Below are 23,425 nucleotides of genomic sequence, written 5' to 3' on the forward strand. Positions count from 1 at the left end.
ACCGATGAGTAGCTCCACGCACGCCGGGGCCCGCTTGGCATCGCGCGGGCCGGGGCCCGCCTGGCGTCGCGCGGGCCGAGGTTAGCCGGCGTCGCGGGGGCCGGGGGTCAGCTGACGTCGGAGGGCGGGACCGTCCAGGTGTTGCAGACCGACAGGTCGCGGCCCTTGAAGCCGGTGATCACCCAGCCCGCGTAGTGCCGCCCGGACCCGTGGTCGCGCTGGTCGGGCGGCAGCCGCTCGTCGCCGCGCCCCCGCACGTCGATGATCATCGCGGTGTACTGGGCCCGCGTCATCGGCAGCGTCGCCCGCTCCGCGCCGAGGAACGTCCCGGCGAAGCACTGCGCCTGCAGCTCGATGCGGCGGCTCGCCTCCGTCCGGGTCGCGGTGTCGCCCTTCTCCATCTCCGCGTCGCCGTACAGCAGGATGCCCGCCCGGTCCTGGACGTGATGGCCGTACTCGTGCGCGACGACCCGGGCGAACACCGCGTAGTGCGACAGCGGCTCGCCGCCCGACGTCTCCACCACGTTCGTCAGCCCCACGTACATCGTGTTGTTCGCCGGGCAGTAGAACGCGGACGCGCCCGGCGCCGGGTAGCTGCCGCACGGGCTCGACCCCGGCGTCTGCCAGAACACCCGGTTCGGGGAGTCGAACCGCATCCCGGCCTTCTTGAACTGCCTGCTCCACGACGCGTCCAGGCAGTCGCTCAGGACGTTCATGAACCGGCGCATGGACGCCGGGCCCGGCGCGAGCCGCGGCAGGACGCACCGCACCGGCGTCAGCGCGCCCGTCGCGTACAGCTTGTTGTCGGTCGCCGTGCTGCGCGTCGCCGTCCGCGGCGCGGCCGAACGGACGTGCGTGCCGATGCCGCCCTCGCCGCCGAACAGCGAGAAGCCGAGGATCCCGAGGACGACGACCGCCGTCAGCCCGCCGAAGATCCCCGCGATCGTCCCGCCGGCGCTACGGCGCGGCGGCCTGCGCGCCGGGACGTACCGGTACTGCGGCGGCGGACCGTAGGCAGGCGGACCGTACGGGGGCGCCGGCGGAGGCGGGGGGTAGTGACCTGCCATAGCGCAGAATCATCGCACGCGTTCCCGCTACCATTTGCGGCCATGTCTGCTCTTGCGGCGTTGTGTCGTTTGCGACCGGTGATGCTCGCGCTGGCGGCCGGTTCCCTCCTCCCCCTCGCGACCTGCGCGTCCGCGGGGGCGGCGGAGCGTCCGGCGGCGGCGGGCGAGCGCGCCGCGGCCGTCCCCGCGCGGGCCGCCGACGCCGAGCGGGTGCTGAAGGACGACGTGGCCCTCGCCCCCGGCAAGGGCGGCGTGATCCGGGTCAAGGAGACCATCGTCTACCAGTTCGCCGGGCATTCCGGGTTCCGGCGGACGTTCCCGACGCGCACCCACGAGAGCGTCACCCAGGACCGCGTCTACGAGCTCGGCGCCCTCCGCGCCACCAGCCCCGACGGCGGCCCCACCCGCGTCTCCACGTCCACCGGCGACACCGACACCACCGTCAAGGTGACCGGAAGCGGCAAGCTCACCGGCCGGCACACCGTCGTCCTCGAGTACGACCTGCGCGGCGCCATCGACCAGCTCGGCTCCGCCGAGGAGCTGCGCTGGCCCGCCGCCGGCGGCTGGCGGGTCCCCGTCGACGAGGCCGGCGCGACCGTCGACGCCACCGCGATGATCCGCAGCGTCAACTGCTTCGCCGGACCGCTCAAGAGCACCATCGGCTGCACGCAGTACTACACCAACCACGCCCACACACAGGGCGTCTACAGCCAGCGCGAGATGCTGCCCGGCGAGTACCTCACGGTCGTCGCCGGGCTCCCGCCCGGCACCACCGGCGGCCACGCGATCTACGAGCGGCGGCACACGGTCGCGACCGCGTTCTCCGTCAACGCCGTCACCGGCGGCGTCCTGCTCGGCCTGCTGGTGCTGCTCGGCGGCGGCGTCGCCGCGCTGTACCTGCTGCGCGGGCGCGACGCCCGCGTCGTCGGCAAGCACGCCTCCGTGGGCGACCAGCCCCCGGTCGTCGGCGCCGAGTTCGAGCCGCCGAACGGGGTCCGGCCCGGCCAGATCGGCACCCTGATCGACGAGCAGGCCGACGTCATCGACGTGACCGCGACGATCGTGGACCTCGCCGTCCGCGGCTACCTGCTGATCGAGGAGGAGGACCGGGCCCGCACCGGCCGCCTCGACTGGACGCTGCGCCGCCTCGACCGTCCCGTCGTCGACCTGCTCCCCTACGAGCGGATCCTGCTGGACGCGCTGATGACCGGCCGGGACGGCGCCCCCCGCGACGCGGTGAAGCTGTCCGAACTCGGCGGCACGTTCGCCACGAAGCTCGCGCAGGTCCGCGCCGCGATGTACGACGACGTGGTGAAGCAGGGCTGGTTCGCGCGGCGGCCCGACACCGTCCGGTCCCGGTGGACCGTGTCCGGCATCGCGCTGACCGTCCTCGGCATCGCCGCGACCGTCGCGCTCGCCCTCACCACCGAGTGGGCGCTCGCCGGCCTCGCGCTGATCATCGCGGGCGCCGCGCTCGCCTACGGCGGCCAGTACATGCCCGCCAAGACCGCGCGCGGCTCCACCGTCCTCGCGCACACGATCGGCTTCCGCGCGTTCCTGGAGCGCGGCGCGATCCCGGACGCCGACCACACCGGCTCCCGGCAGCGCATCGCCCTGTTCTCCCGGTTCCTGCCGTACGCGGTCGTCTTCGACGTCGTCGGCAAGTGGGCGGAGACGGTCAAGGACGCCGGCGAGCGCGCCGAGGGCGCCGACAACCTCTACTGGTACGAGGGCCCCGCCGAGTGGGACCTGTCGAACTTCGCCGAGTCGATGCGCACCTTCACCCTCGCCACGTCCGGCTCGATCTCCCAGTCCCGGGGCCTCTGACCGCCGCGGTCGGGCCCGCGACGGCGCCGGGAGGGGACTCGGCGGCCGCCGCGGGCTCGGACGGCGCCTGCCGATTCGGGGGGTGGGTGTGGGTGGCCGTTCCGGCAGGCGCCGCGTCCGGGGGGATCCACGGCGAGGGGCGCGTCACTTGATCTGGCGGATGTTCCCGGCGTGCCGCTTGTGGATCCAGCGGAGCGGGTCGAACTTGCGCCACGTCGCGGCGGCGCGCGCGTTCGCGGCCCGTTCCCGCTCGGCGGCGTCGCGCGCGGCGGCCTCCCGGCGCGCGGCCTCCGCGCGCTCGGCCTCCAGCCGCGCCAGCTCCCGCTCGGCGGGGGTGAGCGCCGGGTCGCGCCGGTTGCGCTGCGACGGGCTGCCGCGCAGGATGCCGCCCGTCACGTCGCCGCGGTGCGGCATCTGCGGGTCCCGGCCCACCGGCCGCTTGCGCTCCTTGGACGCGACGATCGTGAGGACCAGCCAGCCCGCGATCGCCAGGAAGATCACCACGGGCCCGATCGTGTACAGGTAGATGTCCCCGATGTGAACGGAACTGCCGAGCATGTGGCGACACCTCCTCGCCCCAGACCGGTACCCGGTGTCCGGATTTCAACCATCCGCCCGCCCACGGCCCCGCCGCCGCGTCCCCCCACGCCACGGGTCCCGAGTCGCGGCCCCGCACGTCTCCACACCGCGGCCCCAGCAGTAGGCGGCCCGCGCCTCCGGGTCCTGAGGGGTCATGGCCCCGCGACGTGGGACGCGCCCCCCGCACGGGAGACGGGTAGCGGCATTTCGTAAGATGTCTGACATCTTACAGAGGGAGGTCATGGTGGCGCTGAGTCCCGTCCCGAGCGGCTCGACCGTCGACGCCGTGCTCGACCAGCTCCAGCGGCAGGTCAGCGGCGGCTCCTGGCCGGTGGGCGAGCGCATCCCCGGCGAGCTGAACCTCGCCGCGCAGCTCGGCGTGAGCCGGCCCGCCGTCCGCGAGGCGATCCGCGCGCTGTCGCACTGCGGAGTGCTGGAGGTGCGCCGCGGCGACGGCACCTACGTGCGCAGCAGCGCGGACCCGCGCCCGCTGCTCGGCGGCGTCGCGCACGCGTCGGCCCGGGACGTCTTCGAGGTGCAGCTCGCCTACGACGTGCAGGCGGCCCGGCTGGCGGCGCGCCGCCGCACGGCCGCCGACCTGGAGCGGCTCGAGGAGCTGCTGCGCGCCCGCGACGAGGCCACCGGCGCGGACGAGCACGGCGCCGCCGAGTTCGGCGCCGCGGACGCGCGCTTCCACCTCGGCGTCGCCGAGGCGAGCGGCAACCCGGTCCTCATCGAGGCGATGCGGTTCTTCATCGTCCGGCTCGGCGAGGCGATGCGCGCCGTCCGGCTCGACCACGAGGTGCCGGAGGCCGGTCCGGCCCGGCACCGGGCGGTGCTGGACGCGATCGCCGCGTCCGACCCGGACGCCGCCGCCCGCGCCGCCGCCGCGGTCGTCGAACCCACCCTCGCCGTCCTGGACACCCTCCTCGCCCACCCCACCCCAAAACCAACACCACCGGCCAGCGCCGGGCGAGCCCAGCCAACCAACGCCGCCCAGGCTCGGGTGGCCGGTGGGGAGGGGCGGTGACGGGGCGGCGGGGCGGGCTGCTCGGGTCGGTGCTGCTGATCGTCCTGGTCGCGGTCAACCTGCGGCCGGCGATCTCCGCGGTCGGGCCGGTGCTGACCGAGATCCAGGACGCCTTCCACCTGTCCGGGACGGCCGCGGGGGCGCTCACCACGCTGCCGCTGGTGTTCTTCGGCTCCTACGGGCTGCTCGCCCCCTTCCTGCGGCGGCCGCCGCGCAGCGAGACGCTGCTGGTCACCGCGATGGGCCTGCTCATCATCGGGCTGCTGCTGCGGCTCGTGGACGCGCCCTTCCCGCTGTTCGCCGGGTCCCTGGTGGCGGGGATCGCGATCAGCGTCGGCAACATCGCGATGCCCGCCATCATCAAGCGCGACCATCCCGACTCGATCACCACCGTCACCGCGGTGTACACGCTCGCCGTCAGCGGCGGCGCGTCCATCTCGTCCGGGCTGGCGGTGCCGATCGAGGACGCGTTCGGCTCGTCGTGGCGGCTGCCGCTCGGGCTGCTGGCGGTGCCCGCGGCGATCGCCGGCCTGATCTGGCTGCCGAAGGCGGTACGGGCCTCCCGCGCCGCGCGCTCGGCACCGTCCGCGCCGCCCTCGCGGGCCGCCGCTGCGCTGGTGTGGCGCACCGGTCTGGCCTGGCAGGTCACGGTGTTCATGGGCCTCCAGTCGCTGCTGGCATACGTGGTGCTCGGCTGGCTGCCGACGATCTGCCAGGACCGCGGGATGAGCGACACTGCCGCCGGCTACGTCCTGGCGCTGACCGCGGCGATCCAGGCGGTCGGCTCGCTGGGCGTGCCGCTGCTGGAGCGCCGGATGCGCGACCAGCGGCCGCTGGTGACGCTGACGTGCACGCTGTGCGTGGTCGGGTTCGCCGGGGTCGCCTGGGCGCCGATCGCCACGGTGTGGCTGTGGGCGGTCGTCCTCGGCATCGGCCAGGGCCTCGGGTTCGCCACCGCGCTGTCGTTCATCGGCCTGCGCGCGCACGACGCCGCGACCGCGGCGCAGCTGTCCGGCATGGCGCAGGGCGTCGGCTACGTCATCGCGGCCCTCGGCCCCCTCGTCATCGGCGCGCTGCACGACGCCACCGGCGGCTGGACCGTTCCGATGATCGCCGTGCTGGCGGTCTGCGCGGCGCTCGCCGTCCCCGGCCTGCCCGCCGGACGCAACCGGACGCTCGGTTCACCGGCCCCGATACCGGCCCCTGAGGTTAATGCGGCGAATTAACGGACACACCCGTAGGCGTCCCCGTAACGGCCGACCATCGGGAGGTGGACGGGATGCTCGCCATGGCCTACGCCAACACCGACCCCATCGGACCGATCTTCTGGGCATGGATCATTCCGGTGCTCGCGACGGTGGGGCTGCTGGCCTGGCTCTATGTCACGGTCACCGCGTCGTCGCGGAAGGTCCATCCGGAGCGCCGCAACGACCAGACGAACCATCGCGGCATGGAGCAGGGCGGGCTGTACTACTACCGTCCCGGCATGTTCTCGCACAGCTACCCGCCCACGTCCGAGCAGGACGAGGAGTTCTTGTACGAGAACCCGCAGCCGGGCCGTGAGCCCCGCGTCCAGACCGGCAGGGGGCTGGCCAACAAGACCCTCAAGGAGCGCGCCAAGATCGTCAAGGAGAGGGCGGCCCTGAAGGACGAGGTCGACTCCCTGAAGCGCCCCAAGCACGACAGCTGACCACGCACCCAGCTCCTGACCACGCACCCAGCCCCGCTCAGGCCCCGGCCACCCGCCGGGGCCTGACCCTTGCCCCCGCCCGCCAAGCGGGGACGAGCAGGGACCGAGCAGGACCGTGGGATGAGCCCGGCGCAGGCCGGTGGCCCGCCGCAGGACCGTCGGAGGAGCCCGGCGCAGGGCGGTCACCCGGCGCAGGCCGGTGGCCCGCCGCAGGACCGTCGGAGAAGCCCGGCGCAGGCCGCTGGCCCGCCGCAGGCCGGTGGCCCGGCGCAGGGCGGTGGCCCGCCGCAGGACCGTCGGAGGAGGCCGGCGCAGGGCGGTGGCCCGGCGCAGGTTGGTCGCGCGGCGCAGGTTGGTGGTTCGGCGGGGACGTTGCCGGCGCCGTGGCCCCTAGGAGCGGCGTGCGGCGGGGCGGGGTCAGGTGGGGGCGGGGAAGGCGTCGGGGGCGGGGCGGATGGCTCCCACCGTCGCGTCGCCGCCGTGGAGGGGGACGGTCGCCAGGTCGTCGAGGGCGCTCGGGGCGGCCTGGTCGATGCCCAGGGCGCGGAGCAGGGCGACGGTCACCGGCGTGCGGGCCCGCATGGCGCCGTCGTCGATCTTGACGGCCCCGGCGCGGCCGTCGGTGAAGGCGAACGCGTCCACGCCCTCGGCGCCGCACTTGACGAGCAGGCCCGGGACGGCGTCCATGAGCAGGCGCTCCTCGCGGCGGGTCCCGGACGTCCATTGCGGGTGCGCGCGCATCGCGTCGGCGACGCGGCGCTCGGGGGTGCCGGGCCCGGCGAGGACGAGGGCGCGGAACGCGCGGGCGACGCCGGCCACCGAGACGGCGAACAGCGGCGCGCCGCAGCCGTCCACGCCGACGGCGCCGACGGTCTCGCCGGTGAGCTCCTCGACGACGGCGCGGACGGCGAGCTGGAGCGGGTGGCCGTGGTCGAGGTAGCCCTCGGTGGGCCATCCCGCGGCGACGCAGGTCGCGAGCATGGCGGCGTGCTTGCCGGAGCAGTTCATCCGCATCCGGGAGGGGCCGCCGCCCGTGCGCGCGACCTCCTGCTGGGTTTCGGGGTCGAGCGGCCACTGCTCGGGGCAGCGCAGGTCGGCGGCGCCGAGGCCCGCCCCGGCGAGGATCTTCTCGACGCCCTCGACGTGGAAGTCCTCGCCGGAGTGGCTGCCGGCGGCGAGGGCGAGCAGCTCGCCGTCGAGGTCGAGGCCGGACCGCAGCATCGCGACGGCCTGCATCGGCTTGTTCGCCGAGCGCGGGAAGACCGGTTCCTGCGGCGCGCCCGCGCGCACCGCCGGTTCGCCGCCGGCGTCGAGGCCGATCGCGGCGCCGCGGTGCCGCGACTCCACGAACCCGGACCGCTCGACCTCCACGAGTACGGGATTGATCTGCACTGCGCCCCCTGTCGTCGGTGAACGCGGGCCGGCCGGGCCCGCGTGTCTCCATGGTGGTTACCCACCGCACCGAAGTGAACCCGAACCGCATTCTGTGGATAACGGTCCGGGGCCGATGATGTCCAGCCAGGTCAGCGCTGTTTGACGCCCAAAAGGGTGCGAGCGTCGGCGGCCGGCATCGCGGGGCGCTGCGCCAGAGCGGCGGCCGATGCCGCCCGCTCCACGAGCTCCACGTTGGCGCTCACGGGCCGTCCCTTGGCGAAGGTGACCGTGTCCTCCATGCCGACCCTCAGGTGCCCACCGGCCGACAGAGCCGCGAACAGGACGGGCAGGGACGTCCGGCCGATACCGGTGGCCGACCACGTCGCCCCTTCAGGGAGCGCGTCAACGGCCGCGACGAGCGTGCGCGCGTCCCCCGGCATGCCGCCGGGAACGCCCATGACGAGATCGCAGTGCACGTGACCGCCGTACGGGAGGCCGTGCTTGTCCAGCAGGCGGTGCAGCGACGCCACCTGTCCGAGGTCGAACAGCTCGAATTCGGGCACGACCTCCAGTTCCTGGGTGCGCTGGTACAGCTCCACCATGAACGGCCACGGGTTCATGAAGACGTCGTCGCCGAAGTTGACCGTGCCGCAGGTGAGCGAGCACATGTCCGGCGCGGCGTCCAGTACGCGCAGGCGGTCCTCGTAGGGGTCGGTGACGGCTCCCCCCGTGGACAGTTGGACGATCAGCCCCGTGCTCTCCCTCAGCGCCGCGACCGTGTCCCGCAGGCGGGACGGGTCGAGGGTGGGCCGCGCGTCGTCGTCGCGGATGTGCACGTGGATGACGGCCGCGCCGGCCGCCTCGCATTCCTTGGCCGTCTGGACCAGTTCATCCAGGGTGACGGGCAGGGCGGGAACGTCCGCCTTGGCGGACTCCGCGCCCGTGGGCGCCACCGTGATGAGCGTCGTTGCTCCCATAGGCGGCAGAATGCATGGTCATGCGTGCCGTAGTCCAGAGGGCGAGTCAGGCGAGCGTGTCCGTGGAGGGGCGCGTCGTGGGGCAGATCGACGGGCCGGGCCTCATGGTCCTGGTGGGGGTGACGCACGACGACGACGAGGCCAAGGCCCGCAGGATGGCCGCGAAGCTGTGGGGCCTGCGCATCCTCAAGGACGAGAAGTCGTGCTCGGACGTGAACGCGCCGCTGCTCGTGGTGAGCCAGTTCACACTCTACGGAGACGCGCGGAAGGGACGCCGGCCGACCTGGACGGCGGCCGCGCCGGGCCCGGTGGCGGAGCCCCTCGTGGACGCGGTGGTCCAGGAGCTCCGGAACCTGGGCGCCAAGGTGGAGACGGGCGTCTTCGGCGCGGACATGGCCGTCTCGCTCGTGAACGACGGCCCGATCACCCTCGTCGTCGACATCTGACGGGCCGCCACGACGCCCCCGAGCGGCGAACCGCGGCGGCGCCGACCGGGTCCGGACGGCCCGGCGCCGGCCGGGCCGTCCGGGTCAGCCGAAGCCGTACACCATGCCGACGACGGTGACGACGGTTCCGACGCCCGCGAGCAGGATCAGCGCCCGGTCCGCAGGGGCGAGCCGTCCGCGCACGCTCGCCGAGTGCACGACCACGCCGGTGTCGACGGCCGTCTCGTCCGGGTCGGGCTTCCTGCGGGACGGGTTGCGCATCCCGATGAGCTTCCACAGCGCGTCGTTCTTCACGTGCTGGTGGCCGGGCGTGCAGGCGAACAGCCGTCCGCGCGCGCGCTCGATGCACGGGACGCCCTGACGCGTCAGCACCCGGCACAGCGTGGGGACGAGGAGGAACTCGTACAGGCACCAGCCGAGGAGCCCGAGCAGCGCCACCCGCCACGAGTGCAGGTACCAGGCGGCGACGGCGACCGCCGCGAACAGGGCCCACCACAGCAGCGCGGACTCCCGGCGGGGACGGCGGCGGCGAGTCCCCTTGCGTGCGGCCGGCGGCTTCTCTCTCCCCAGGTTCGCGACCATCGGTAGGAATCCACCTTCCCCGGGCGGTGGCCGGTCAGAAATCGTCTATATCAGACGATTTTGCCCCGAGGGTCGCCGCTTTACCCCCGATTTGCGGGCCGCCTCCGGAGATCGATCTGCGCGTTGGCCCCGGTGTCCGGCGACACCACGACCTCCTGCGCGGCGGCCACGCCGCCCGCCAGCAGCTCCGCGTCCACCGGCACGTTGCGCTTGACCAGCGCCAGCGCGACCGGCCCCAGCTCGTGGTGGCGCGCCGCCGACCCGACGAACCCGATCGTCCGCCCGCCGGGGACCTCCACCGGGTCGCCGTGCGCGGGCAGCCGGTCGACGCTGCCGTCCAGGTGCAGGAACACCAGCCGCCGGGGCGGGCGCCCCAGGTTGTGGACGCGCGCGACCGTCTCCTGCCCCCGGTAGCAGCCCTTGTTCAGGTGGACGGCCGTCTCGACGTACCCGACCTCGTGCGGGATCGTCCGGTGGTCGGTGTCGAGGCCGAAGCGGGGACGGCGCTCGGCGATCCGCAGCGCCTCGTACGCCCAGATCCCGGCGGGACGCAGGCCGTCCGGGAAACCGTCCGAACGCGGGACGATCCGGGTGACCGTGCCGGCGACGTCGGGCCAGGCGAGTCCGCCGCCCGACGGTCCGCGGTCCTCCGGCCCGGTGATCACCGCGTACTCGTCCGACACGTCCGCGACCTCGACGCGCAGCATGAACCGCATCCGGTCGAGGAACTCCGCGAGCGCGGGCGCCCGGCCCGGCTCGACGTGCATCCACACGGCCTCGCCGTCGTCGATCAGGAACATGTGGTGCTCGATGTGGCCCTGCGGGCTCAGCAGCAGCGCCTCGGTCGGCTCGAACGGCTTCAACGCGTCCAGATGCTGGCTCAGCAGGCTGTGCAGCCAGCTCAGCCGGTCCGGGCCGGAGACCCGCACGACGCCCCGGTTCCCGCGGTCGACGAAGCCCGTGCCGCGTTCGAGCGCGCGTTGCTCCTGCGCCGGCTCCCCGTAGTGCGCGGCGACTTCCTGGTCGGGCTCATCGGCGGCGACGGCCCCGGGCGACTGCAGCAGCGGGCTCTCCATGGAGCCAGACTATGTCGCGCGGCACTCCTTGCACCGCCCGTACACCGTGAGGTGGTGCACGTCCGTCTCGAACCCGAAATCGCGCTCCAGCAGTTCCGCGAGACCGGCCGCGGCCTTCGGGGCGACGTCCTCCACCGTGTGGCAGCCGCGGCACACCAGGTGGATGTGCTCGGCCTCGGCGGCGAGGTGGTAGTTCGGCGGCCCGTGGCCCAGGTGGGCGTGCTTGACGAGCCCGAGCTCCTCAAGCAGCTCCAGCGTCCGGTAGACGGTGGAGATGTTCACGCCGCGGGCGGTGCGCTGCACCTCGGTACAGATGTCCTCGGGTGTCCCGTGCTCGAGGTTGGTGACGGCCTCGAGCACCAGCTGGCGCTGGGGAGTGACCCGGTACCCCCTGGCCCGCAGCTCCTCCTGCCACGACTCGACCATGCCCCGAGTGTATGCCGGACGGGTCCGCCGAAAACTCGTTTGCCTCCACGCCCGCGGCTCACATAGCGTGCGGGGTACGCGCGAAAGGAGGTGGTCCAAGAAATGGTTGATTCTGGGACTCGCGAGGTGACTGTCCGCTAGTCGCCGTTCCGCCTCGGCGCCGCCGCCCCCGGCGGTGGCAACCGGTCGCGACGGTGACCGGCGAATACCAGGCAGTTACCCGATCCCCGGACCGATGGACCAGTCCTGTCCGTCGCCCCGCACCCGCGGGAAGGTCCGGGGATCGTTCCATGTCCGGGCCCTGACGGGCCCGCGCCCTCACGCAGCCGGGACGCGCGCGTCCCGCCGGAGGTGCGCCGGCGGGACGCACGGGCGGGGCGTCAGCCGACGCGCTTGAGCTGCGCCGACAGGTGCGACTGGAGCGGCTGGCCCATGGCGGCCATGTCGTAGGCCCAGCCGAGGTCCTCGCCGATGAGGCCGTACAGGCGCGAGCCCGCGGTGACCTCCTTGGCCGACTCGGTGCGCGCCACCACGTCGGTCTGCAGCTCGACGCGGTTGAACGCGACGTTGCCGACGTAGATCTCGACGATCCCGGTGGGGTGCGAGAGCGTGACCTCGACCTGGTGCTCCGGGCGGGGACGCCAGTAGCCGGTCTCCATGGCCAGCGGGCGGCCGAGCGTGCCGTCCTCCTCGATCAGCCAGCTGCGGCTGGCGTAGACGAGGAACGGCTTGCCGACGTGGGTGAAGGAGATCTCCTGCCCGAAGTTGAAGCCCTCGATCGTGGGATAGCCGCCGACGCCGGCGCCCTCCCACGTGCCCAGGAGGAACTTCAGCGGTTCGAGGTCGGGGTGCAGCTCAAACTCCATGAGCACCGAGCGTAGCGGCGCGGGCGGATCATCGCGCCACTCCAGGGCCGCCAAGGCGCGGCCTGGCGCGGCCGCCGGCCCGCCGCGTCCCCCGCACCGGTCATTTCAGGCGCCCTAGCCGCACCACCAGCAGGACGGCCGCCACCGCCACCAGCGCGAGAGCGAGGACCAGGACACCCGCGTTCACCATGCCGCCCACGCCGCACGATGCTACGCGCGCCCGCGGGGCTAGAGTGCGCCTATGGCGAGACCTCTGGTTATCAAGGTGACTGCGGGGGCGGACGCGCCGGAGCGGTGCAACCAGGCGTTCACGGTCGCGGCGGCGGCCGCGGCCAGCGGCGTGCCCATCTCGCTGTGGCTGACGGGCGAGTCCGCGTGGTTCGCCCTGCCCGGCCGCGCCGCCGGCTTCGAGCTGGAGCACGCGACGCCGCTGGACGACCTGCTCGCCGTGATCCTCGCCGCCGGACGCGTCACGCTGTGCACGCAGTGCGCGGCGCGCCGCGGCATCGGCCCTGACGACGTGCTGCCCGGCATCCGGATCGCCGGCGCCCCGACGTTCGTCGAGGAGATCACCGCTCCTGACGTGCAGGCGCTCGTCTACTAGGCCCATTCCGTCCGGCCCGTAGGCGCGAGCCGTACGGGCGTTCACGCCTGCCCTGACGCACCCCGCCCGTACGGCGGCGGGCGGGCGCATCCCCGAGCGCGCGATTCAGCCAGCCTGGCCTGCTCAGCTTCATTTGTTCAGTTCTAACTGGACAGCTCAGCCTGTAGAAACTACCGTGGAGGACATGGACGAGACGGACGAAACGGAACGAGCACGGGAAGGGACCGGGCCGCGGGGACGGCGATGCCGATGAGCTCGGTGCTCACCCAGGTCGCGGGCTCGCTGCGCCGCCGCGGCGCCGGCGCGGACCGTCCGCCGGACGGGTTCGACCGGCGGCTCCTCGCGCCGATGATGCTCGGCAGCGTCCTGAACCCGGTGAACTCGTCGATCATCTCGGTCGCGCTGGTGCCGATCGGCGCCGCGTTCGGGGCGCCGCCGTCCCGCACCGCCTGGCTGATCTCCGCGCTGTACCTGGCCACGGCGATCGGGCAGCCGGTGGTCGGGCGGCTGATCGACCTGTTCGGGCCGCGCCGGCTGTTCCTCGCGGGAACCGCGATGACCGGCCTCGCGGGCGTCGTCGGCATGCTCGCGCCGGACCTGTGGGTGCTGATCGGGGCGCGGGTGCTGCTCGGGTTCGGGACGTGCGCCGGCTACCCGGCGGCGATGTCGCTGATCCGCAGCGAGGCGCGGCGGACCGGGCACGACAGCCCGGCCGGCGTCCTGACGGCGCTCGCGGTGACCACGCAGACCATCGCGGTCGTCGGGCCGTCCCTCGGCGGGCTGCTGATCGGGCTCGGCGGCTGGCGCACCACGCTCGCGCTGAACATCCCGCTGGCGCTGGCCGGGATAGCGCTGGGCCTGCTGCGCCTGCCGAAGACGCCGCTGCCGGAACGCACCGACGGCGAGCGCCGCCTGGCGGGCCTGGACCTCATGGGCATGGGCCTCTTCGCCGTCATGCTCGTCTCGCTGCTGGTGTTCCTCATGGAGCCCGCCGTCGGGCACCTTTACCTGCTGGCGGTCGTGGCCGTGGCGGCGGCGGCCTTCACCGTCCGCGAGCTGCGCGTGGACGCGCCGTTCATCGACCTGCGCGTCCTCGGCGGCAACAAGCCGCTGCTCCTCACGTTCGCGCGCGCTCCTCGCCTACGTCGTCACGTACGCGTTCCTGTACGGCTACACCCAATGGCTGGAGGAGGGACGCGGCCTGTCGGCATCGCAGACGGGCCTCGCGCAGCTGCCGCTCTTCGGCACCGCGATCATCGTCTCGACCCTCACGGGACGGCGCCCGGAGATCCGCGGGAAGCTCCTCGCGGGCGCCGCCGGGCAGGTCGCCGCGTGCGCGCTGCTGCTGGTCCTGCACTCCGCCAGCCCGATCTGGTTGATCGTGGCGGTCGCGCTCGTCATCGGCGTCCCGCAGGGGCTGAACAGCCTCGCCCTCCAGAACGCCGTCTACCACCAGGCCGACCCGGAGCGGCTCGCGTCGTCCGCCGGGCTGCTGCGCACCTTCGGCTACCTGGGCGCGATCGTCGCGTCCGCGGCCAACGGCGCGTTCTTCGGGCAGCGCGCCGGCACCACCGGGATGCACCACCTGGCCTGGTTCATGCTCGCCATCTCCGTCGCGTTCCTGGTGGTGACGGTGGTGGACCGCTCCCTGGGCCGCGTCGGCCCGGCCACCCGAGAGATTGGACAGTCATGACGAACACCGCCCTGCTCGCGATGGACCTGCAGAACGCGATGGTCGGACGCGTCGAGGACGACGCCTACCTGCCGCGCGTGATCAGCGCCGTGGACGCGGCGCGCAAGGCCGGCGTGCCCGTGCTGCACGTCGTCGTCGGTTTCCGCGAGGGCCACCCCGACAAGCACCCCCGCAACAAGGCGTTCGGCGCCCTGCCGGACGGCGCCTTCACCCCCGGCGACCCGAACGCCGCGATCCATCCCGGCGTCGACCCGCGGCCCGGCGAGCCCGTGATCACCAAGAAGCGGGTGAGCGCGTTCGCGGGCAGCGACCTGGACCTCGTCCTGCGCTCGCGCGGGATCGACCACCTGGTGCTGGCGGGGATCGCGACGAGCGGCGTCGTCCTGTCCACCCTGCGGCAGGCCGCCGACCTGGACTTCCGGATCACCGTCCTCGCGGACGGCTGCGCCGACCCGGACCCCGAGGTCCACCGCGTCCTGACCGAGAAGGTCTTCCCGCGGCAGGCCGACGTCGTCACCGTCGACGCGTGGACGAGGACCCTGACCGAAGCCTGAAAGAAGCCCGAGTGAACGGGGAAGAGCGCGTTAACCCTGCGCTAACCTTCGCCCGCCCGCCTTCTGCCGCCGCCCCGGACCCGCCTATGGTGCGATGACCAGGGAAAACGCCGGGTTCTCAGCGCTCCCGGGCCCGGGGAGGCACTCCCCCGGCCCGGGGAAGGGGGCGGGTCCATGGCATCGAAGGTGATCCTGCACATCGGGCAGCAGAAGTCGGGCACCACCTACCTGCAGGACGTGCTCGGCCACATCGCGGGGCCGCTCGCCGAGGAGGCGGGCATCCTCTACCCGGACTCGATCAGGGAGGTCCTCCCCGACGCGATCGAGAACCACGAGCGCGCGACGCGCGGGCTCCTCGGCGGCGAGTACCCGTGGGTCGCGCCGGACGACGCCGCCGGGGAGCGCGACAAGTGGCTGCGGCTGATGGAGAAGGTCCGCGCCTGGCCCGGCACCGTCCTGATCTCCGCCGAGGCGCTCTCGGTGATCCGGACGCCGGCCGTGGCGCGGCTGCTCGCCGAGTTCGACGGCGCCGGCGTCGAGATCGTGATCACCACCCGCCGGCTGGACCGGACGCTGCCGTCGCTGTGGCAGCAGCACGTCCGCAACGGCCGGCACTCCACGATCGAGGAGTACTTCGCGGCGCTCGCCGAGCAGCGCGAGCGCGGCCCCGAGGCGATCGAGGAGGAGCTTGACCTGCACCTGTGGCGGGCGTTCCGGCTCGGCGGGCTGGTCCGGCGGTGGTCCGCCGCTGTGGGGCCGGACCGGGTCCGCGTCGTGATCAACCCCGGTTCGCCGCCGGACCTGCTGTGGCGCCGCTTCGCCGCCGCCGTCGGCGCCCGCGGCTGCGCGGGCCGGCCGTCCGCCGACGTGCGGGCGCGCCGCACCCACGGCGGGCTGACCAGCGAGGAGACCGAGCTGATGGTCGCGCTGAACCGGCGGCTGGAGGACTCGGGCTGGAGCACGTTCGAGCGCCGCGCGCTGCGCGAGGAGATCCTGCTGAACGGCCTGCTCGTCCGCGACGAGCGCGGCGGGCCGGTCGCCGTCCCGGACTCGATGCGGGACCTGGTGGCGGAGTGGGCAGAGGAGGACGTGGCCGTCCTCCGGCGGAGCGGGGTGGAGATCGTGGGCCGTCCCCGCGAGCTGCGGCCCGTACCGGAACCACCGGACGGCCGCGCCCGTGCGTCGTCGGGGCAGGTCGCCGAGGCCGCCGCGGCGGCGATCATGGCGGTGGCGCCACGCGGCCGGTACGGGCCGGAGCCGCGGCCGAAGTCGCTGCGGACCTGGGTCAGGACCCGCGTCCGGCCGGAACAGGAGATCCCCGGGCCACCGAGCCCCGACGCCCCGGACGCGGCGCGCGCGCTGGATACGCCGGATGCGGCGGGCATGCGGGGTGAGCAGGAAGCACCGGACGCGCCGGGCGTGCCGGACGCGCCGGATGCGCCGGGCGCGGGATCGGCGCGGTAAGGCGGTCCGTCAGACGGACTCCGGGCTCGCCGGCGGGGGCTCGATCGGGAAGAGGATCGGGCTCAGCAGGTACTGGGCGCGGCCGGGCGCCGGGCCGTTCGCGAGCCGCGGGGCGATCGCGGCGCGCATCCCGGCGATCAGCTCGAGCAGTTCCTCCCGGCTGAGCCAGACGGCGTGCTGCCGGTATCCGACCAGGTCGGCGGCCGGGTCGCTGCCGTCGCGGTCGAGGTAGGCGCCGAACTCGGCGAGGAGGGCGGCGGTCGCCGCCGCGAACCCGCGCCGGTGGTCGTCGCGCGACAGCGGCGCGTCCGGGTCGATCACCGCGCGGTCCTGGCGGAGCCGGTAGCGGCGCTCGACCGCGCCGCGCACCCGGCGCTCCTCGGCGACCTCCAGGACGCCGCCGTCGACGAGCAGCTCGATGTGCCGGTAGACGGTCGCCTTCGACACGTCCGGGATGCGCGCGCGCAGCTCGGACGTGGTGAGCAGCCGGCCGCCGCGCATCGCGTGGACGACGCGCAGCCGGACGGGGTGGGCGAGCAGCTCCAGGGTGTCCATGGCCCTACGATCTCATCCGTGTTACCTTTCTCAAACTTGAGAGGGGTTGGGATGGGAGACGCGGAGGGCATCGCGGCCGGGGTCGTCCGGTCGCTGCGGGACGGACGGTTCGCCGAGGTCGAGGCGCTGTTCGCGGCCCCGCTGCGGGCCGTCGCGTCCGCCGGGACGGTGCGCGTCGCGTGGACGGACGAGATCGCCCGCCGCGGCCCGGTGACGTCCGTCGGGGACCCGGCGGCCGAGCCGCTCGGCACGGACCTGACCCGGGTGAGCGTGCCGGTCGGCTGCGAGCGCGGGGCGCTGACCGTCGTGATGTCCGTGGACGCCGCGGGCCTGCTGAACGGCCTCCGCCTCGCGCCCGGCGGCACCGCCGCGCCGTGGAACCCGCCGCCCTACGCCGACCCGTCCGCCTTCGAGGAGCGCGAGGTCACCGTCGGCTCCGGCCCGCTGGCCGTCCCAGGAACGCTCACCCTCCCCCGGACGAACGGGCCGCGTCCCGGCGTCGTCCTGCTCAGCGGCGGCGGACCGTTCGACCGCGACGCGACGAGCGGCCCCAACAAACCGCTCAAGGACCTCGCCTGGGGGCTCGCCACCAGCGGCGTCACGGTGCTGCGCTTCGACAAGGCGACCCACGCCCATCCCGCCGAGGTGGCCGCCGATCCCGGCTTCACGATGGCGGACGAGTACGTCCCGCACGCCGTCGCGGCCGTCCGCCTGCTCCGCGGCGAGCCGGGCGTGGACGCCGCGCGGGTCTTCGTCCTCGGCCACAGCATGGGCGGCAAGGCGGCCCCGCGCGTCGCCGCCGCCGAGCCGTCCGTCGCCGGCCTGGTGATCATGGCCGGGGATGCGCAGCCGATGCACGAGGCCGCCGTCCGCGTGACGCGGTACCTCGCGTCCCTGAACCCCGGCCCGGACGCGGACGTCGCCGTCGCGGCCATCGTCCGGCAGGCCGCCCGGGTCGCCGACCCGGGGCTGTCCCCGGCGACGCCCGCGGCGGACCTGCCGTTCGGCCTCCCCGCCCCGTACTGGCTGGACATGCGCGCCTACGATCCCGTGGCGACCGCCGTCGCGGTGGGCAAGCCCATGCTGATCCTGCAAGGCGGGCGCGACTACCAGGTCACCGTCGAGGACGACCTGTCCCGCTGGCAGGCGGGCTTGGACGGCCGTCCGGACGTCACCGTCCGCGTGCACGCCGCCGACGACCACCTGTTCTTCCCGGGCACCGGCCCGTCGACGCCCGCCGGCTACGACCGCCCCCAGCACGTCGACCCGGCCGTGCTGGACGACATCGCCGCCTGGCTGAACGCCTAGCCCCCCGCCGCGCCCCCCGCCGCGCCGCCCGCCTCGCCCGCGCCGCCGCCCGCCTCGCCTGCGCTGCCCGCGCCGTCGGCCTCGTCGCCGAGGCTGAGCAGCAGCGTGCGCAGGGTCGCGGCGAGCGCGTCCCGCTGGTCCTGGTCGAGCGCGGCGAGGATGCGCTGCTCGTTCTCGAGGTGGGCGACGACGGCGCGGTCGATGAGGTCGCGGCCCGCGGGCGTGAGGGCGACGATGACGCTGCGCCGGTTGCCGGGGTCGACGTCGCGCGTGACGTAGCCCTTGGCGACGAGCCGGTCGAGCCGGTTGGTGACGGCACCCGAGGTCACCATCGACGAGCGGGCCAGATCGCCCGCCGTCATGCCTCCGGGCGCGCCCGCGCGCCGCAGGGTGGCGAGGACGTCGAACTCGCCGCGTTCCAGCCCGAACTCGCCGAACAGCGCCTTGAGCTCGCGCTCGGCGATGCGCGTCACCCGGGTCAGCCGGCCGAGCACGCCCATGGGGGACGCGTCGAGGTCGGGGCGCGCGCGGGCCCACTGCTCCAGGACGAGGTCGACGGCGTCACGCCCCACCAGAAACTCCTCAACGTTGAACTGTTTGACATGAAGGTATCACCAGATTACCTTCCTCAACGTTGAACATTTCAACGTTGAAAGGTTACTCGCGATGGTCGCACGCACCGGACGCCCGCACTCGCTCCTGCGGGCCTGGCTGGGCGTGGCCGTGATCACGGCCAGCCTGTTCACCTTCCTCACCACCGAACTGATGCCCGTCGGCCTGCTCACCCCGCTCAGCACCAGCCTGGACGTCCCCGTCGGCGTCGCCGCGCTGATGGTCACCCTCTACGGCGTCTCCGCCGGCCTCGGCGTCACGTTCATCGTCGCCTGGACCCGCCGCGTCGACCGGCGCGTGCTGCTGTCCACGCTGCTGGCCGTCCTCACCCTCGGGAACCTCGTCACCGCCGTCTCGCCGAACTTCCCGCTCGTCCTGACGACGCGGCTCGTCATGGGCTTCGCCAGCGGCGTCTTCTGGGCGATCGGCGTCAGCATGGCGATGCGCCTCGTCCCCGAACGGCACGCCAGCCGGGCGTCCGCGATCGTCATGTCCGGCATCTCGATCGCCACGGTCGTCGGCATCCCGCTCGGCACCGTCCTGGAGGACCTCACCAGCTGGCGGACCACGTTCCTCATCTGGTCCGGCCTGAGCCTGCTGGTGTTCGCCGCGGTCGCCGCCATCGTGCCGTCGCTGCCGTCCGACAACGCCGTCTCGGTCCGCGAGGTGTTCGGGCTGCCGCTGCGGAACGTGCCGCTGCGGTCCGTGCTGTTCATCGTCGTGCTGTTCGTGCTCGGCCACTTCGGCGCGTACACGTTCGTCCGGCCGTACCTGGAGGACAGCACGTCCGCCACTCCCCTGTTCATCACCGTCGTGCTGATCATCTTCGGGATCGGCGGCGCCATCGGGAACTTCGCCGCCGGCTTCACGGTGAACAAGAGCCTGCGCGGCAGCTTCGCCGCCGGCTGCACCGGACTCGTCGCGTCCCTGCTCCTGCTCCTCGCCATCGGCGACGGGAAGGCCGGCGCGATCGCCGCGCTGGTCCTGTGGGGGCTGTCGTTCGGCGTCGTCCAGCTGTCGCAGGTCAACATGACCCTCGCCGCCGCCCCCGAGACGTTCGAGGCCGCGATGTCGCTCAACACCATGGCCTACAACACCTCCATCGCGCTCGGCGCCCTGTTCGGCGGCCAGCTCGCCGACAACCTCGGCGTCACCAGCGTCGTCTGGTTCGGCGTCGCGCTGACCGCCGGATCCCTGCTGCTGATGCTCGGCACCGGCCGGAGGGCCTCACGCGCCGTCGCCCATGACGCGTCCGCCGCCCCCTCCGCACTCCTGAAGGACTGACCGCCGGACGCCCTCGGTCGCCGCCGCCGTCACCGCGACGGCGGCGGCGAGCAGCGCCGCCCACCCCGAGAACAGCAGCAGCTGGACGACCGTGACGCACGCGACCGCCGCCGCGACCCGCACCAGGCCGCGCAGCACCCGGACCGCCGCCGCCATGCAGGCGAGATAGACGACGAGGAACAGTGCCGTCGGGACGGCGACGAACTGCGCGGTGCCGACCAGCCCGCTGGCCGCGAGGCCGAGCAGCAGCCCGCCGGTCGCGGCGATCGCGGCGACGAGCCCCGCCGCCTGCCCCCGTCCCGCCTCGGCCACCTGCCCCCGCCGCGTCCCGGCGGCCTGCGCCCGGCGCGTCCCGGTGGGGCGGCCGCGTCGCGTCCCGGCCAGGGCGGACGCCATCGCCGTGGCGCCCGTCAGGTAGGCGTTGGTCGCCGCCAGAGTCAGGACGACCGCGCCGGCCGCCGCGATCGCCCGCCCGCTCCCGCCGACCGCGACCTCCAGCAGCCCCGCCAGCGGCACCGAACTCCCCGCCCGCGGACCGAGCACCCCGACCGTCGCGGCCGCCAGCGCCAGGTACAGGACGGCGGTCACGGCGAACGCGGCGCCCACGACCCGCGGCAGCTGCCGCCGCGGATCCCGCAACCGCGCCGTCAGCGGAGCCGCCGCCTCCCACCCGACGAACGCCAGCATCAACGGCGACGCCGCCCGCGCGATCGACCCCCACCCGTGCGGAGCGAACGGATGCCAGTACCCGGCGCGCGCCGACGGCGCCGCCCCGGCCACCGCCAGCACCACCAGCGCGACCAGCAGCCCGACCAGCGCCAGCTGGACCCGGACCCCCGTCCTCGCCCCGGCCAGGCGCATCGCCAGCACCATCGCGAGCAGGACGCCCGCCGCCGCGAACGCGGTCCGGTCCCCCGCCCGCAGCAGCTCCGCCACGTACGCGCCGCCGATGAGGCACACCACGGGCGCCCCCGTCACGACACCGCCGAGGAAGCACCAGGCGGCCGCACGCCCGGCCCGCGACCCGAGCCCCGCCGCGGCATAACCCGCGACACCGCTCGTCGAGCCCACCGTCGTCCCGAGACGGCTGAACACCACCGCGATGAGGCCGGACAGCACCAGCAGGCCGACCCACGCCAGCAGAGAGGCGGGCCCCGCGGCCCGCGCGGCGAGCCCCGGCAGAAGCAGGAGGCTGGGCCCGAGCAGAGCACCCACATACAGAGCTGTGGCACCCACCGTGGACAGATCGTTCCGGTTCGAAGACATGCCATGAGCATCGTCCGAAACCCGCGGCACGCGATGGCATGTTGTGGCCTCTAGAACGCCCTCAACGCAATGCTGTGCCGCTGTGGGTCCAATATGCTGCACGGCATGCCGCAACAAGGGTACGACCGCATCGATCGCGCCATCCTCGACCGGCTCCAGCAGCACGGCCGCACCGCCAACGTCGACCTCGCCGAGACCGTCCGCCTCTCCCCGTCCTCCTGCCTGCGCCGCACCAAAGCATTGGAGGACGACGGCGTCATCGCCGGCTACCGCGCGGAACTCGACCGCGACCGGCTCGGCCTCGGCCTCACCGTCTTCATCGCCCTGAAGGTCGACCAGCACTCCCGCGAGACGTCCCGGACCATCGAGGCGGCCCTCACCGCCATCCCGGCCGTCGTCGCCTGCTACGTCGTCTCCGGCGAGGCCGACTTCCTCGTCGAGGTCGCCGTCGCCGACCTCGCCACCTACGAGCGGGTGCTCCTCGACGAGATCCTCGCCATCGGCCCCGTCCGCGACGCACGGAGCACCTTCGCCATCCGGACCGTCCTCAGCCGCGGCCCGCTCCCGCTGTCCGGCTGGCCGCCCAAGCAGTGACCCGCCCCCGTCACTCCGTCAACGACTCCGCCAGGCCATCCGCGAGGGCGGTGATCTGCTCCAGCGCCAGGCCGCCGCGGGCCACCCGGAACCCGTGGCGGCGCGCCCAGAACGCGCCCCGGACCGCATGGAACTGCGCCCAGCGCCGCACACGCTCACGGTCGAGCTCCGCCGCCTCCGCGAACACGTCCATCACCCGACGCAGAGCCTTGCCGAGGTCATCGGCCTCGATGAGCCTCAACAGGAGCGCCTTGAACAACGCACCACCGTCATAGGCGGGGTCCCCGACATACCCCTTCGGGTCGACCGCCAGCCACGGCTCGCGATCGGCACGCAGGATGTTCCGCGGGTGAAGGTCGCCATGCACGAGCGTGTCCGGCTGAACACGACCCAGCTCGCGCACCGTCGCCAACGCCGCGTCCAGCACACGCGGGCCGAGCCCGTGCACCAGCTCCCGCGCGTCCTGCCGCAGCTCCTCCTCCCACCCGTCCGCCCGGTCCCGCAGCCGTGGCAGGCCAGACGGCGCCGGGACGCTCAGCCGCCGGCTCAACCGCCCCGCGACCCGCACCATCTCGTCGACGTCCTCACCCTCCGCCAACGAGACCGTCCGGGCCCGCTCCAGCAGCATCGCGAACCGCCCGTCGTCGCGCTCATGCAGCAGGACCGCGCCGCGCCCGCCCCACACCGCGAACGCGTCCGGCTCGTGGACGTTGCCAGGATGCGGAAACGACACCTTCACCACAGCGGGCTCCCCGCCCCGCTGCACGGGAACGATGATCCCAACGCCGCCGTGCATGACCTCGCCGTCCGGCACGCACTCCCAGCGCTCCAGCAGCTCCTTCACGATCCCCGGCAACTCGGCGAGCCACTCCGAGCCCGCCTCCCCTTCCCGCTCGACGGTGCTCCGCGTGAACACCTCCGGTATCACGACCACCCGGGCACGCTACGCGAACCGGACCGCCGCCGTCCCTCCCCACCGGCCGACTCGTCCCCCGCCGTCCCACGCCGTCCCCGAAACGCCTCTGTTGTGCACCTCCGGCCGATCCTCCGTGACCTCACCGACCACCGCGCCCGGCGTCGAACAAGCAACGCCGAACCGAACTCGGCTCCGCCTGACGGCCACAAGCACCCGCCCCGTCCCTCGGCTGGAGCGAGGCGAATGCCCCTTGAGGAGATGGAGGCAGGCTCTTCAAACAAGGCATCTTGCTCAGGACGCCGCATTCGCTCTTAGCTGAGCCTTTGGCTCCGGATTGGTTGGGCGCCTACGACCGATACACGCTCAGGCTTTCCAATCCTCAGCGCTTCGGGTAGTGCGCCGTCTTCTCCTGTTGGTGGTTGATCGCGAGGCGGGGGCAACTCTGAGTCGGAGTCCGCCCGTTCAGGCAACATCAGCAGGCGGCAGAAGGACCGGAGAACGCGACACCAGAGAGCCACACAAGGCGTGTCGGGAGAATCACAAGAGGGGTGTTCGGGTGGTGGGGTGGCGCTTGCGTACGGGGCCGCCCCTCCAAAGTCAAGGGCGCCTTCGGCGTCGCTACGCGATGGACTTCG

Annotated in this window: 24 protein-coding genes and 2 pseudogenes; 13 read left to right on the plus strand and 13 right to left on the minus strand. The window is 73.7% G+C overall.

Annotated elements, in window-relative coordinates; translation table 11 throughout:
• Nucleotides 1-107: 107 nt before the first annotated feature.
• Entirely contained in the window at nucleotides 108-1,067 is a 960-nt protein-coding gene (locus AB0C78_RS38060; RefSeq protein ID WP_360757876.1) for a neutral zinc metallopeptidase, read from the minus strand.
• A gap of 42 nt (nucleotides 1,068-1,109) precedes the next feature.
• Between AB0C78_RS38060 and AB0C78_RS38065 the strand changes: the two genes are divergently transcribed.
• On the plus strand, nucleotides 1,110-2,894 hold the full coding sequence (locus AB0C78_RS38065; protein ID WP_360757879.1) for a DUF2207 domain-containing protein: 1,785 nt from the start codon (nucleotides 1,110-1,112) through the stop codon (nucleotides 2,892-2,894).
• A 144-nt stretch (nucleotides 2,895-3,038) separates the two neighbouring features.
• Here AB0C78_RS38065 and AB0C78_RS38070 read toward each other — a convergent pair whose 3' ends face one another.
• Nucleotides 3,039-3,452, minus strand: coding sequence for a hypothetical protein (locus tag AB0C78_RS38070; RefSeq protein WP_360757881.1), 414 nt, complete (start codon nucleotides 3,450-3,452; stop codon nucleotides 3,039-3,041).
• A gap of 262 nt (nucleotides 3,453-3,714) precedes the next feature.
• Between AB0C78_RS38070 and AB0C78_RS38075 the strand changes: the two genes are divergently transcribed.
• The 3 genes from AB0C78_RS38075 to AB0C78_RS38085 are packed head-to-tail and all read left to right on the plus strand — an operon-like array spanning nucleotide 3,715 to nucleotide 6,193.
• Nucleotides 3,715-4,503 carry an FCD domain-containing protein gene (locus AB0C78_RS38075; RefSeq protein ID WP_360757884.1) on the plus strand — a complete coding sequence of 263 codons (789 nt, stop codon included), beginning with the start codon at nucleotides 3,715-3,717 and terminating at the stop codon, nucleotides 4,501-4,503.
• Nucleotides 4,500-5,729 (plus strand): MFS transporter, encoded by a 1,230-nt coding sequence (locus AB0C78_RS38080; protein WP_360757887.1) that lies wholly within the window; start codon nucleotides 4,500-4,502, stop codon nucleotides 5,727-5,729. Before AB0C78_RS38075 ends, AB0C78_RS38080 begins: the two co-directional genes overlap by 4 nt.
• A 44-nt stretch (nucleotides 5,730-5,773) precedes the next feature.
• Complete coding sequence (locus AB0C78_RS38085) at nucleotides 5,774-6,193, plus strand: hypothetical protein (protein ID WP_151540442.1); 420 nt, start codon at nucleotides 5,774-5,776, stop codon at nucleotides 6,191-6,193.
• A gap of 417 nt (nucleotides 6,194-6,610) precedes the next feature.
• On the opposite strand, the gene AB0C78_RS38090 is transcribed toward AB0C78_RS38085, so the two are convergent.
• Together AB0C78_RS38090 and AB0C78_RS38095 are read right to left on the minus strand one after the other, a co-directional pair.
• Nucleotides 6,611-7,585, minus strand: a complete 975-nt coding sequence (locus AB0C78_RS38090; RefSeq protein ID WP_360757890.1) for an asparaginase — start codon at nucleotides 7,583-7,585, stop codon at nucleotides 6,611-6,613.
• Between the two features lie 131 nt (nucleotides 7,586-7,716).
• Complete coding sequence (locus tag AB0C78_RS38095) at nucleotides 7,717-8,544, minus strand: 3-keto-5-aminohexanoate cleavage protein (RefSeq protein WP_360757893.1); 828 nt, start codon at nucleotides 8,542-8,544, stop codon at nucleotides 7,717-7,719.
• A 20-nt stretch (nucleotides 8,545-8,564) separates the two neighbouring features.
• On the opposite strand from AB0C78_RS38095, the gene dtd reads away from it, so the two are divergent.
• Nucleotides 8,565-8,990: a D-aminoacyl-tRNA deacylase gene (gene dtd, locus AB0C78_RS38100; protein WP_360757896.1), complete on the plus strand. Its 426-nt coding sequence runs from the start codon at nucleotides 8,565-8,567 to the stop codon at nucleotides 8,988-8,990.
• Nucleotides 8,991-9,074: 84 nt separating this feature from the next.
• On the opposite strand, the gene AB0C78_RS38105 is transcribed toward dtd, so the two are convergent.
• The 4 genes from AB0C78_RS38105 to AB0C78_RS38120 form a co-directional block, all read right to left on the minus strand.
• A complete protein-coding gene (locus tag AB0C78_RS38105) occupies nucleotides 9,075-9,572 on the minus strand; it encodes a hypothetical protein (RefSeq protein WP_360757898.1) in 498 nt (165 codons plus the stop codon).
• An 80-nt stretch (nucleotides 9,573-9,652) separates the two neighbouring features.
• Nucleotides 9,653-10,648 carry a folate-binding protein gene (locus AB0C78_RS38110; protein WP_360757901.1) on the minus strand — a complete coding sequence of 332 codons (996 nt, stop codon included), beginning with the start codon at nucleotides 10,646-10,648 and terminating at the stop codon, nucleotides 9,653-9,655.
• A 9-nt stretch (nucleotides 10,649-10,657) separates the two neighbouring features.
• Nucleotides 10,658-11,074, minus strand: a complete 417-nt coding sequence (locus tag AB0C78_RS38115; protein WP_360757904.1) for a transcriptional repressor — start codon at nucleotides 11,072-11,074, stop codon at nucleotides 10,658-10,660.
• A 380-nt stretch (nucleotides 11,075-11,454) separates the two neighbouring features.
• Entirely contained in the window at nucleotides 11,455-11,940 is a 486-nt protein-coding gene (locus tag AB0C78_RS38120; RefSeq protein ID WP_151540449.1) for an FABP family protein, read from the minus strand.
• A gap of 241 nt (nucleotides 11,941-12,181) precedes the next feature.
• On the opposite strand from AB0C78_RS38120, the gene AB0C78_RS38125 reads away from it, so the two are divergent.
• Nucleotides 12,182-12,544, plus strand: coding sequence for a DsrE family protein (locus tag AB0C78_RS38125; protein WP_151540450.1), 363 nt, complete (start codon nucleotides 12,182-12,184; stop codon nucleotides 12,542-12,544).
• A gap of 170 nt (nucleotides 12,545-12,714) precedes the next feature.
• On the opposite strand, the gene AB0C78_RS38130 is transcribed toward AB0C78_RS38125, so the two are convergent.
• A complete protein-coding gene (locus AB0C78_RS38130; protein WP_360757931.1) occupies nucleotides 12,715-13,023 on the minus strand; it encodes a hypothetical protein in 309 nt (102 codons plus the stop codon).
• Here AB0C78_RS38130 and AB0C78_RS38135 point away from each other — a divergent pair.
• From AB0C78_RS38135 to AB0C78_RS38150, 4 genes and pseudogenes are all read left to right on the plus strand, one after another.
• Nucleotides 12,950-13,492 (plus strand): annotated as a pseudogene (locus tag AB0C78_RS38135) (MFS transporter); the annotation flags it as partial. The gene AB0C78_RS38130 and the pseudogene AB0C78_RS38135 overlap by 74 nt on opposite strands.
• 193 nt (nucleotides 13,493-13,685) lie before the next feature.
• Nucleotides 13,686-14,237 (plus strand): annotated as a pseudogene (locus tag AB0C78_RS38140) (MFS transporter); the annotation flags it as partial.
• A complete protein-coding gene (locus tag AB0C78_RS38145; RefSeq protein ID WP_360757928.1) occupies nucleotides 14,234-14,791 on the plus strand; it encodes a cysteine hydrolase in 558 nt (185 codons plus the stop codon). The pseudogene AB0C78_RS38140 and the gene AB0C78_RS38145, both read left to right, overlap by 4 nt.
• 174 nt (nucleotides 14,792-14,965) lie before the next feature.
• Nucleotides 14,966-16,255: a hypothetical protein gene (locus AB0C78_RS38150; protein ID WP_360757907.1), complete on the plus strand. Its 1,290-nt coding sequence runs from the start codon at nucleotides 14,966-14,968 to the stop codon at nucleotides 16,253-16,255.
• A 9-nt stretch (nucleotides 16,256-16,264) separates the two neighbouring features.
• Here AB0C78_RS38150 and AB0C78_RS38155 read toward each other — a convergent pair whose 3' ends face one another.
• On the minus strand, nucleotides 16,265-16,810 hold the full coding sequence (locus AB0C78_RS38155) for a helix-turn-helix domain-containing protein (protein ID WP_360757910.1): 546 nt from the start codon (nucleotides 16,808-16,810) through the stop codon (nucleotides 16,265-16,267).
• Between the two features lie 51 nt (nucleotides 16,811-16,861).
• Here AB0C78_RS38155 and AB0C78_RS38160 point away from each other — a divergent pair, with 51 nt between their 5' ends.
• Complete coding sequence (locus AB0C78_RS38160; protein ID WP_360757912.1) at nucleotides 16,862-18,118, plus strand: hypothetical protein; 1,257 nt, start codon at nucleotides 16,862-16,864, stop codon at nucleotides 18,116-18,118.
• Here the strand turns inward: AB0C78_RS38160 and AB0C78_RS38165 are convergent.
• Nucleotides 18,115-18,690, minus strand: a complete 576-nt coding sequence (locus AB0C78_RS38165) for a MarR family transcriptional regulator (RefSeq protein ID WP_360757914.1) — start codon at nucleotides 18,688-18,690, stop codon at nucleotides 18,115-18,117. The genes AB0C78_RS38160 and AB0C78_RS38165 overlap by 4 nt on opposite strands.
• 94 nt (nucleotides 18,691-18,784) lie before the next feature.
• Here AB0C78_RS38165 and AB0C78_RS38170 point away from each other — a divergent pair, with 94 nt between their 5' ends.
• The gene (locus AB0C78_RS38170) at nucleotides 18,785-20,014 is read left to right on the plus strand and encodes an MFS transporter (RefSeq protein WP_360757917.1); all 1,230 of its coding nucleotides are present in this window, start codon (nucleotides 18,785-18,787) and stop codon (nucleotides 20,012-20,014) included.
• Here AB0C78_RS38170 and AB0C78_RS38175 read toward each other — a convergent pair.
• A complete protein-coding gene (locus AB0C78_RS38175; RefSeq protein ID WP_360757919.1) occupies nucleotides 19,958-21,280 on the minus strand; it encodes an APC family permease in 1,323 nt (440 codons plus the stop codon). The two genes, AB0C78_RS38170 and AB0C78_RS38175, sit on opposite strands and share 57 nt — an antisense overlap.
• A gap of 105 nt (nucleotides 21,281-21,385) precedes the next feature.
• Here AB0C78_RS38175 and AB0C78_RS38180 point away from each other — a divergent pair, with 105 nt between their 5' ends.
• Nucleotides 21,386-21,874 (plus strand): Lrp/AsnC family transcriptional regulator, encoded by a 489-nt coding sequence (locus AB0C78_RS38180; protein WP_360757922.1) that lies wholly within the window; start codon nucleotides 21,386-21,388, stop codon nucleotides 21,872-21,874.
• A 10-nt stretch (nucleotides 21,875-21,884) separates the two neighbouring features.
• On the opposite strand, the gene AB0C78_RS38185 is transcribed toward AB0C78_RS38180, so the two are convergent.
• Nucleotides 21,885-22,808: an aminoglycoside phosphotransferase family protein gene (locus AB0C78_RS38185; RefSeq protein WP_360757925.1), complete on the minus strand. Its 924-nt coding sequence runs from the start codon at nucleotides 22,806-22,808 to the stop codon at nucleotides 21,885-21,887.
• Between the last annotated feature and the right edge of the window lie 617 nt (nucleotides 22,809-23,425).

It is taken from the genome of Actinomadura sp. NPDC048394 (genome assembly GCF_040651755.1).
Lineage (GTDB): Bacteria > Actinomycetota > Actinomycetes > Streptosporangiales > Streptosporangiaceae > Spirillospora > Spirillospora montaniterrae.

What these genes read in the sequence shown, in the direction of transcription:
- AB0C78_RS38075 (WP_360757884.1), top strand. Translation starts at nt 3,715, where the DNA reads ATGGTGGCGCTGAGTCCCGTCCCGAGCGGCTCGACCGTCGACGCCGTG.
- AB0C78_RS38145 (WP_360757928.1), top strand. Translation starts at nt 14,234, where the DNA reads ATGACGAACACCGCCCTGCTCGCGATGGACCTGCAGAACGCGATGGTC.
- AB0C78_RS38110 (WP_360757901.1), bottom strand. Translation starts at nt 10,648, where the DNA reads ATGGAGAGCCCGCTGCTGCAGTCGCCCGGGGCCGTCGCCGCCGATGAG.
- AB0C78_RS38150 (WP_360757907.1), top strand. Translation starts at nt 14,966, where the DNA reads ATGGCATCGAAGGTGATCCTGCACATCGGGCAGCAGAAGTCGGGCACC.
- dtd (WP_360757896.1), top strand. Translation starts at nt 8,565, where the DNA reads ATGCGTGCCGTAGTCCAGAGGGCGAGTCAGGCGAGCGTGTCCGTGGAG.
- AB0C78_RS38125 (WP_151540450.1), top strand. Translation starts at nt 12,182, where the DNA reads ATGGCGAGACCTCTGGTTATCAAGGTGACTGCGGGGGCGGACGCGCCG.
- AB0C78_RS38120 (WP_151540449.1), bottom strand. Translation starts at nt 11,940, where the DNA reads ATGGAGTTTGAGCTGCACCCCGACCTCGAACCGCTGAAGTTCCTCCTG.
- AB0C78_RS38180 (WP_360757922.1), top strand. Translation starts at nt 21,386, where the DNA reads ATGCCGCAACAAGGGTACGACCGCATCGATCGCGCCATCCTCGACCGG.
- AB0C78_RS38060 (WP_360757876.1), bottom strand. Translation starts at nt 1,067, where the DNA reads ATGGCAGGTCACTACCCCCCGCCTCCGCCGGCGCCCCCGTACGGTCCG.
- AB0C78_RS38115 (WP_360757904.1), bottom strand. Translation starts at nt 11,074, where the DNA reads ATGGTCGAGTCGTGGCAGGAGGAGCTGCGGGCCAGGGGGTACCGGGTC.
- AB0C78_RS38070 (WP_360757881.1), bottom strand. Translation starts at nt 3,452, where the DNA reads ATGCTCGGCAGTTCCGTTCACATCGGGGACATCTACCTGTACACGATC.
- AB0C78_RS38160 (WP_360757912.1), top strand. Translation starts at nt 16,862, where the DNA reads ATGGGAGACGCGGAGGGCATCGCGGCCGGGGTCGTCCGGTCGCTGCGG.
- AB0C78_RS38105 (WP_360757898.1), bottom strand. Translation starts at nt 9,572, where the DNA reads ATGGTCGCGAACCTGGGGAGAGAGAAGCCGCCGGCCGCACGCAAGGGG.
- AB0C78_RS38155 (WP_360757910.1), bottom strand. Translation starts at nt 16,810, where the DNA reads ATGGACACCCTGGAGCTGCTCGCCCACCCCGTCCGGCTGCGCGTCGTC.
- AB0C78_RS38065 (WP_360757879.1), top strand. Translation starts at nt 1,110, where the DNA reads ATGTCTGCTCTTGCGGCGTTGTGTCGTTTGCGACCGGTGATGCTCGCG.
- AB0C78_RS38095 (WP_360757893.1), bottom strand. Translation starts at nt 8,544, where the DNA reads ATGGGAGCAACGACGCTCATCACGGTGGCGCCCACGGGCGCGGAGTCC.
- AB0C78_RS38175 (WP_360757919.1), bottom strand. Translation starts at nt 21,280, where the DNA reads ATGTCTTCGAACCGGAACGATCTGTCCACGGTGGGTGCCACAGCTCTG.
- AB0C78_RS38170 (WP_360757917.1), top strand. Translation starts at nt 18,785, where the DNA reads ATGGTCGCACGCACCGGACGCCCGCACTCGCTCCTGCGGGCCTGGCTG.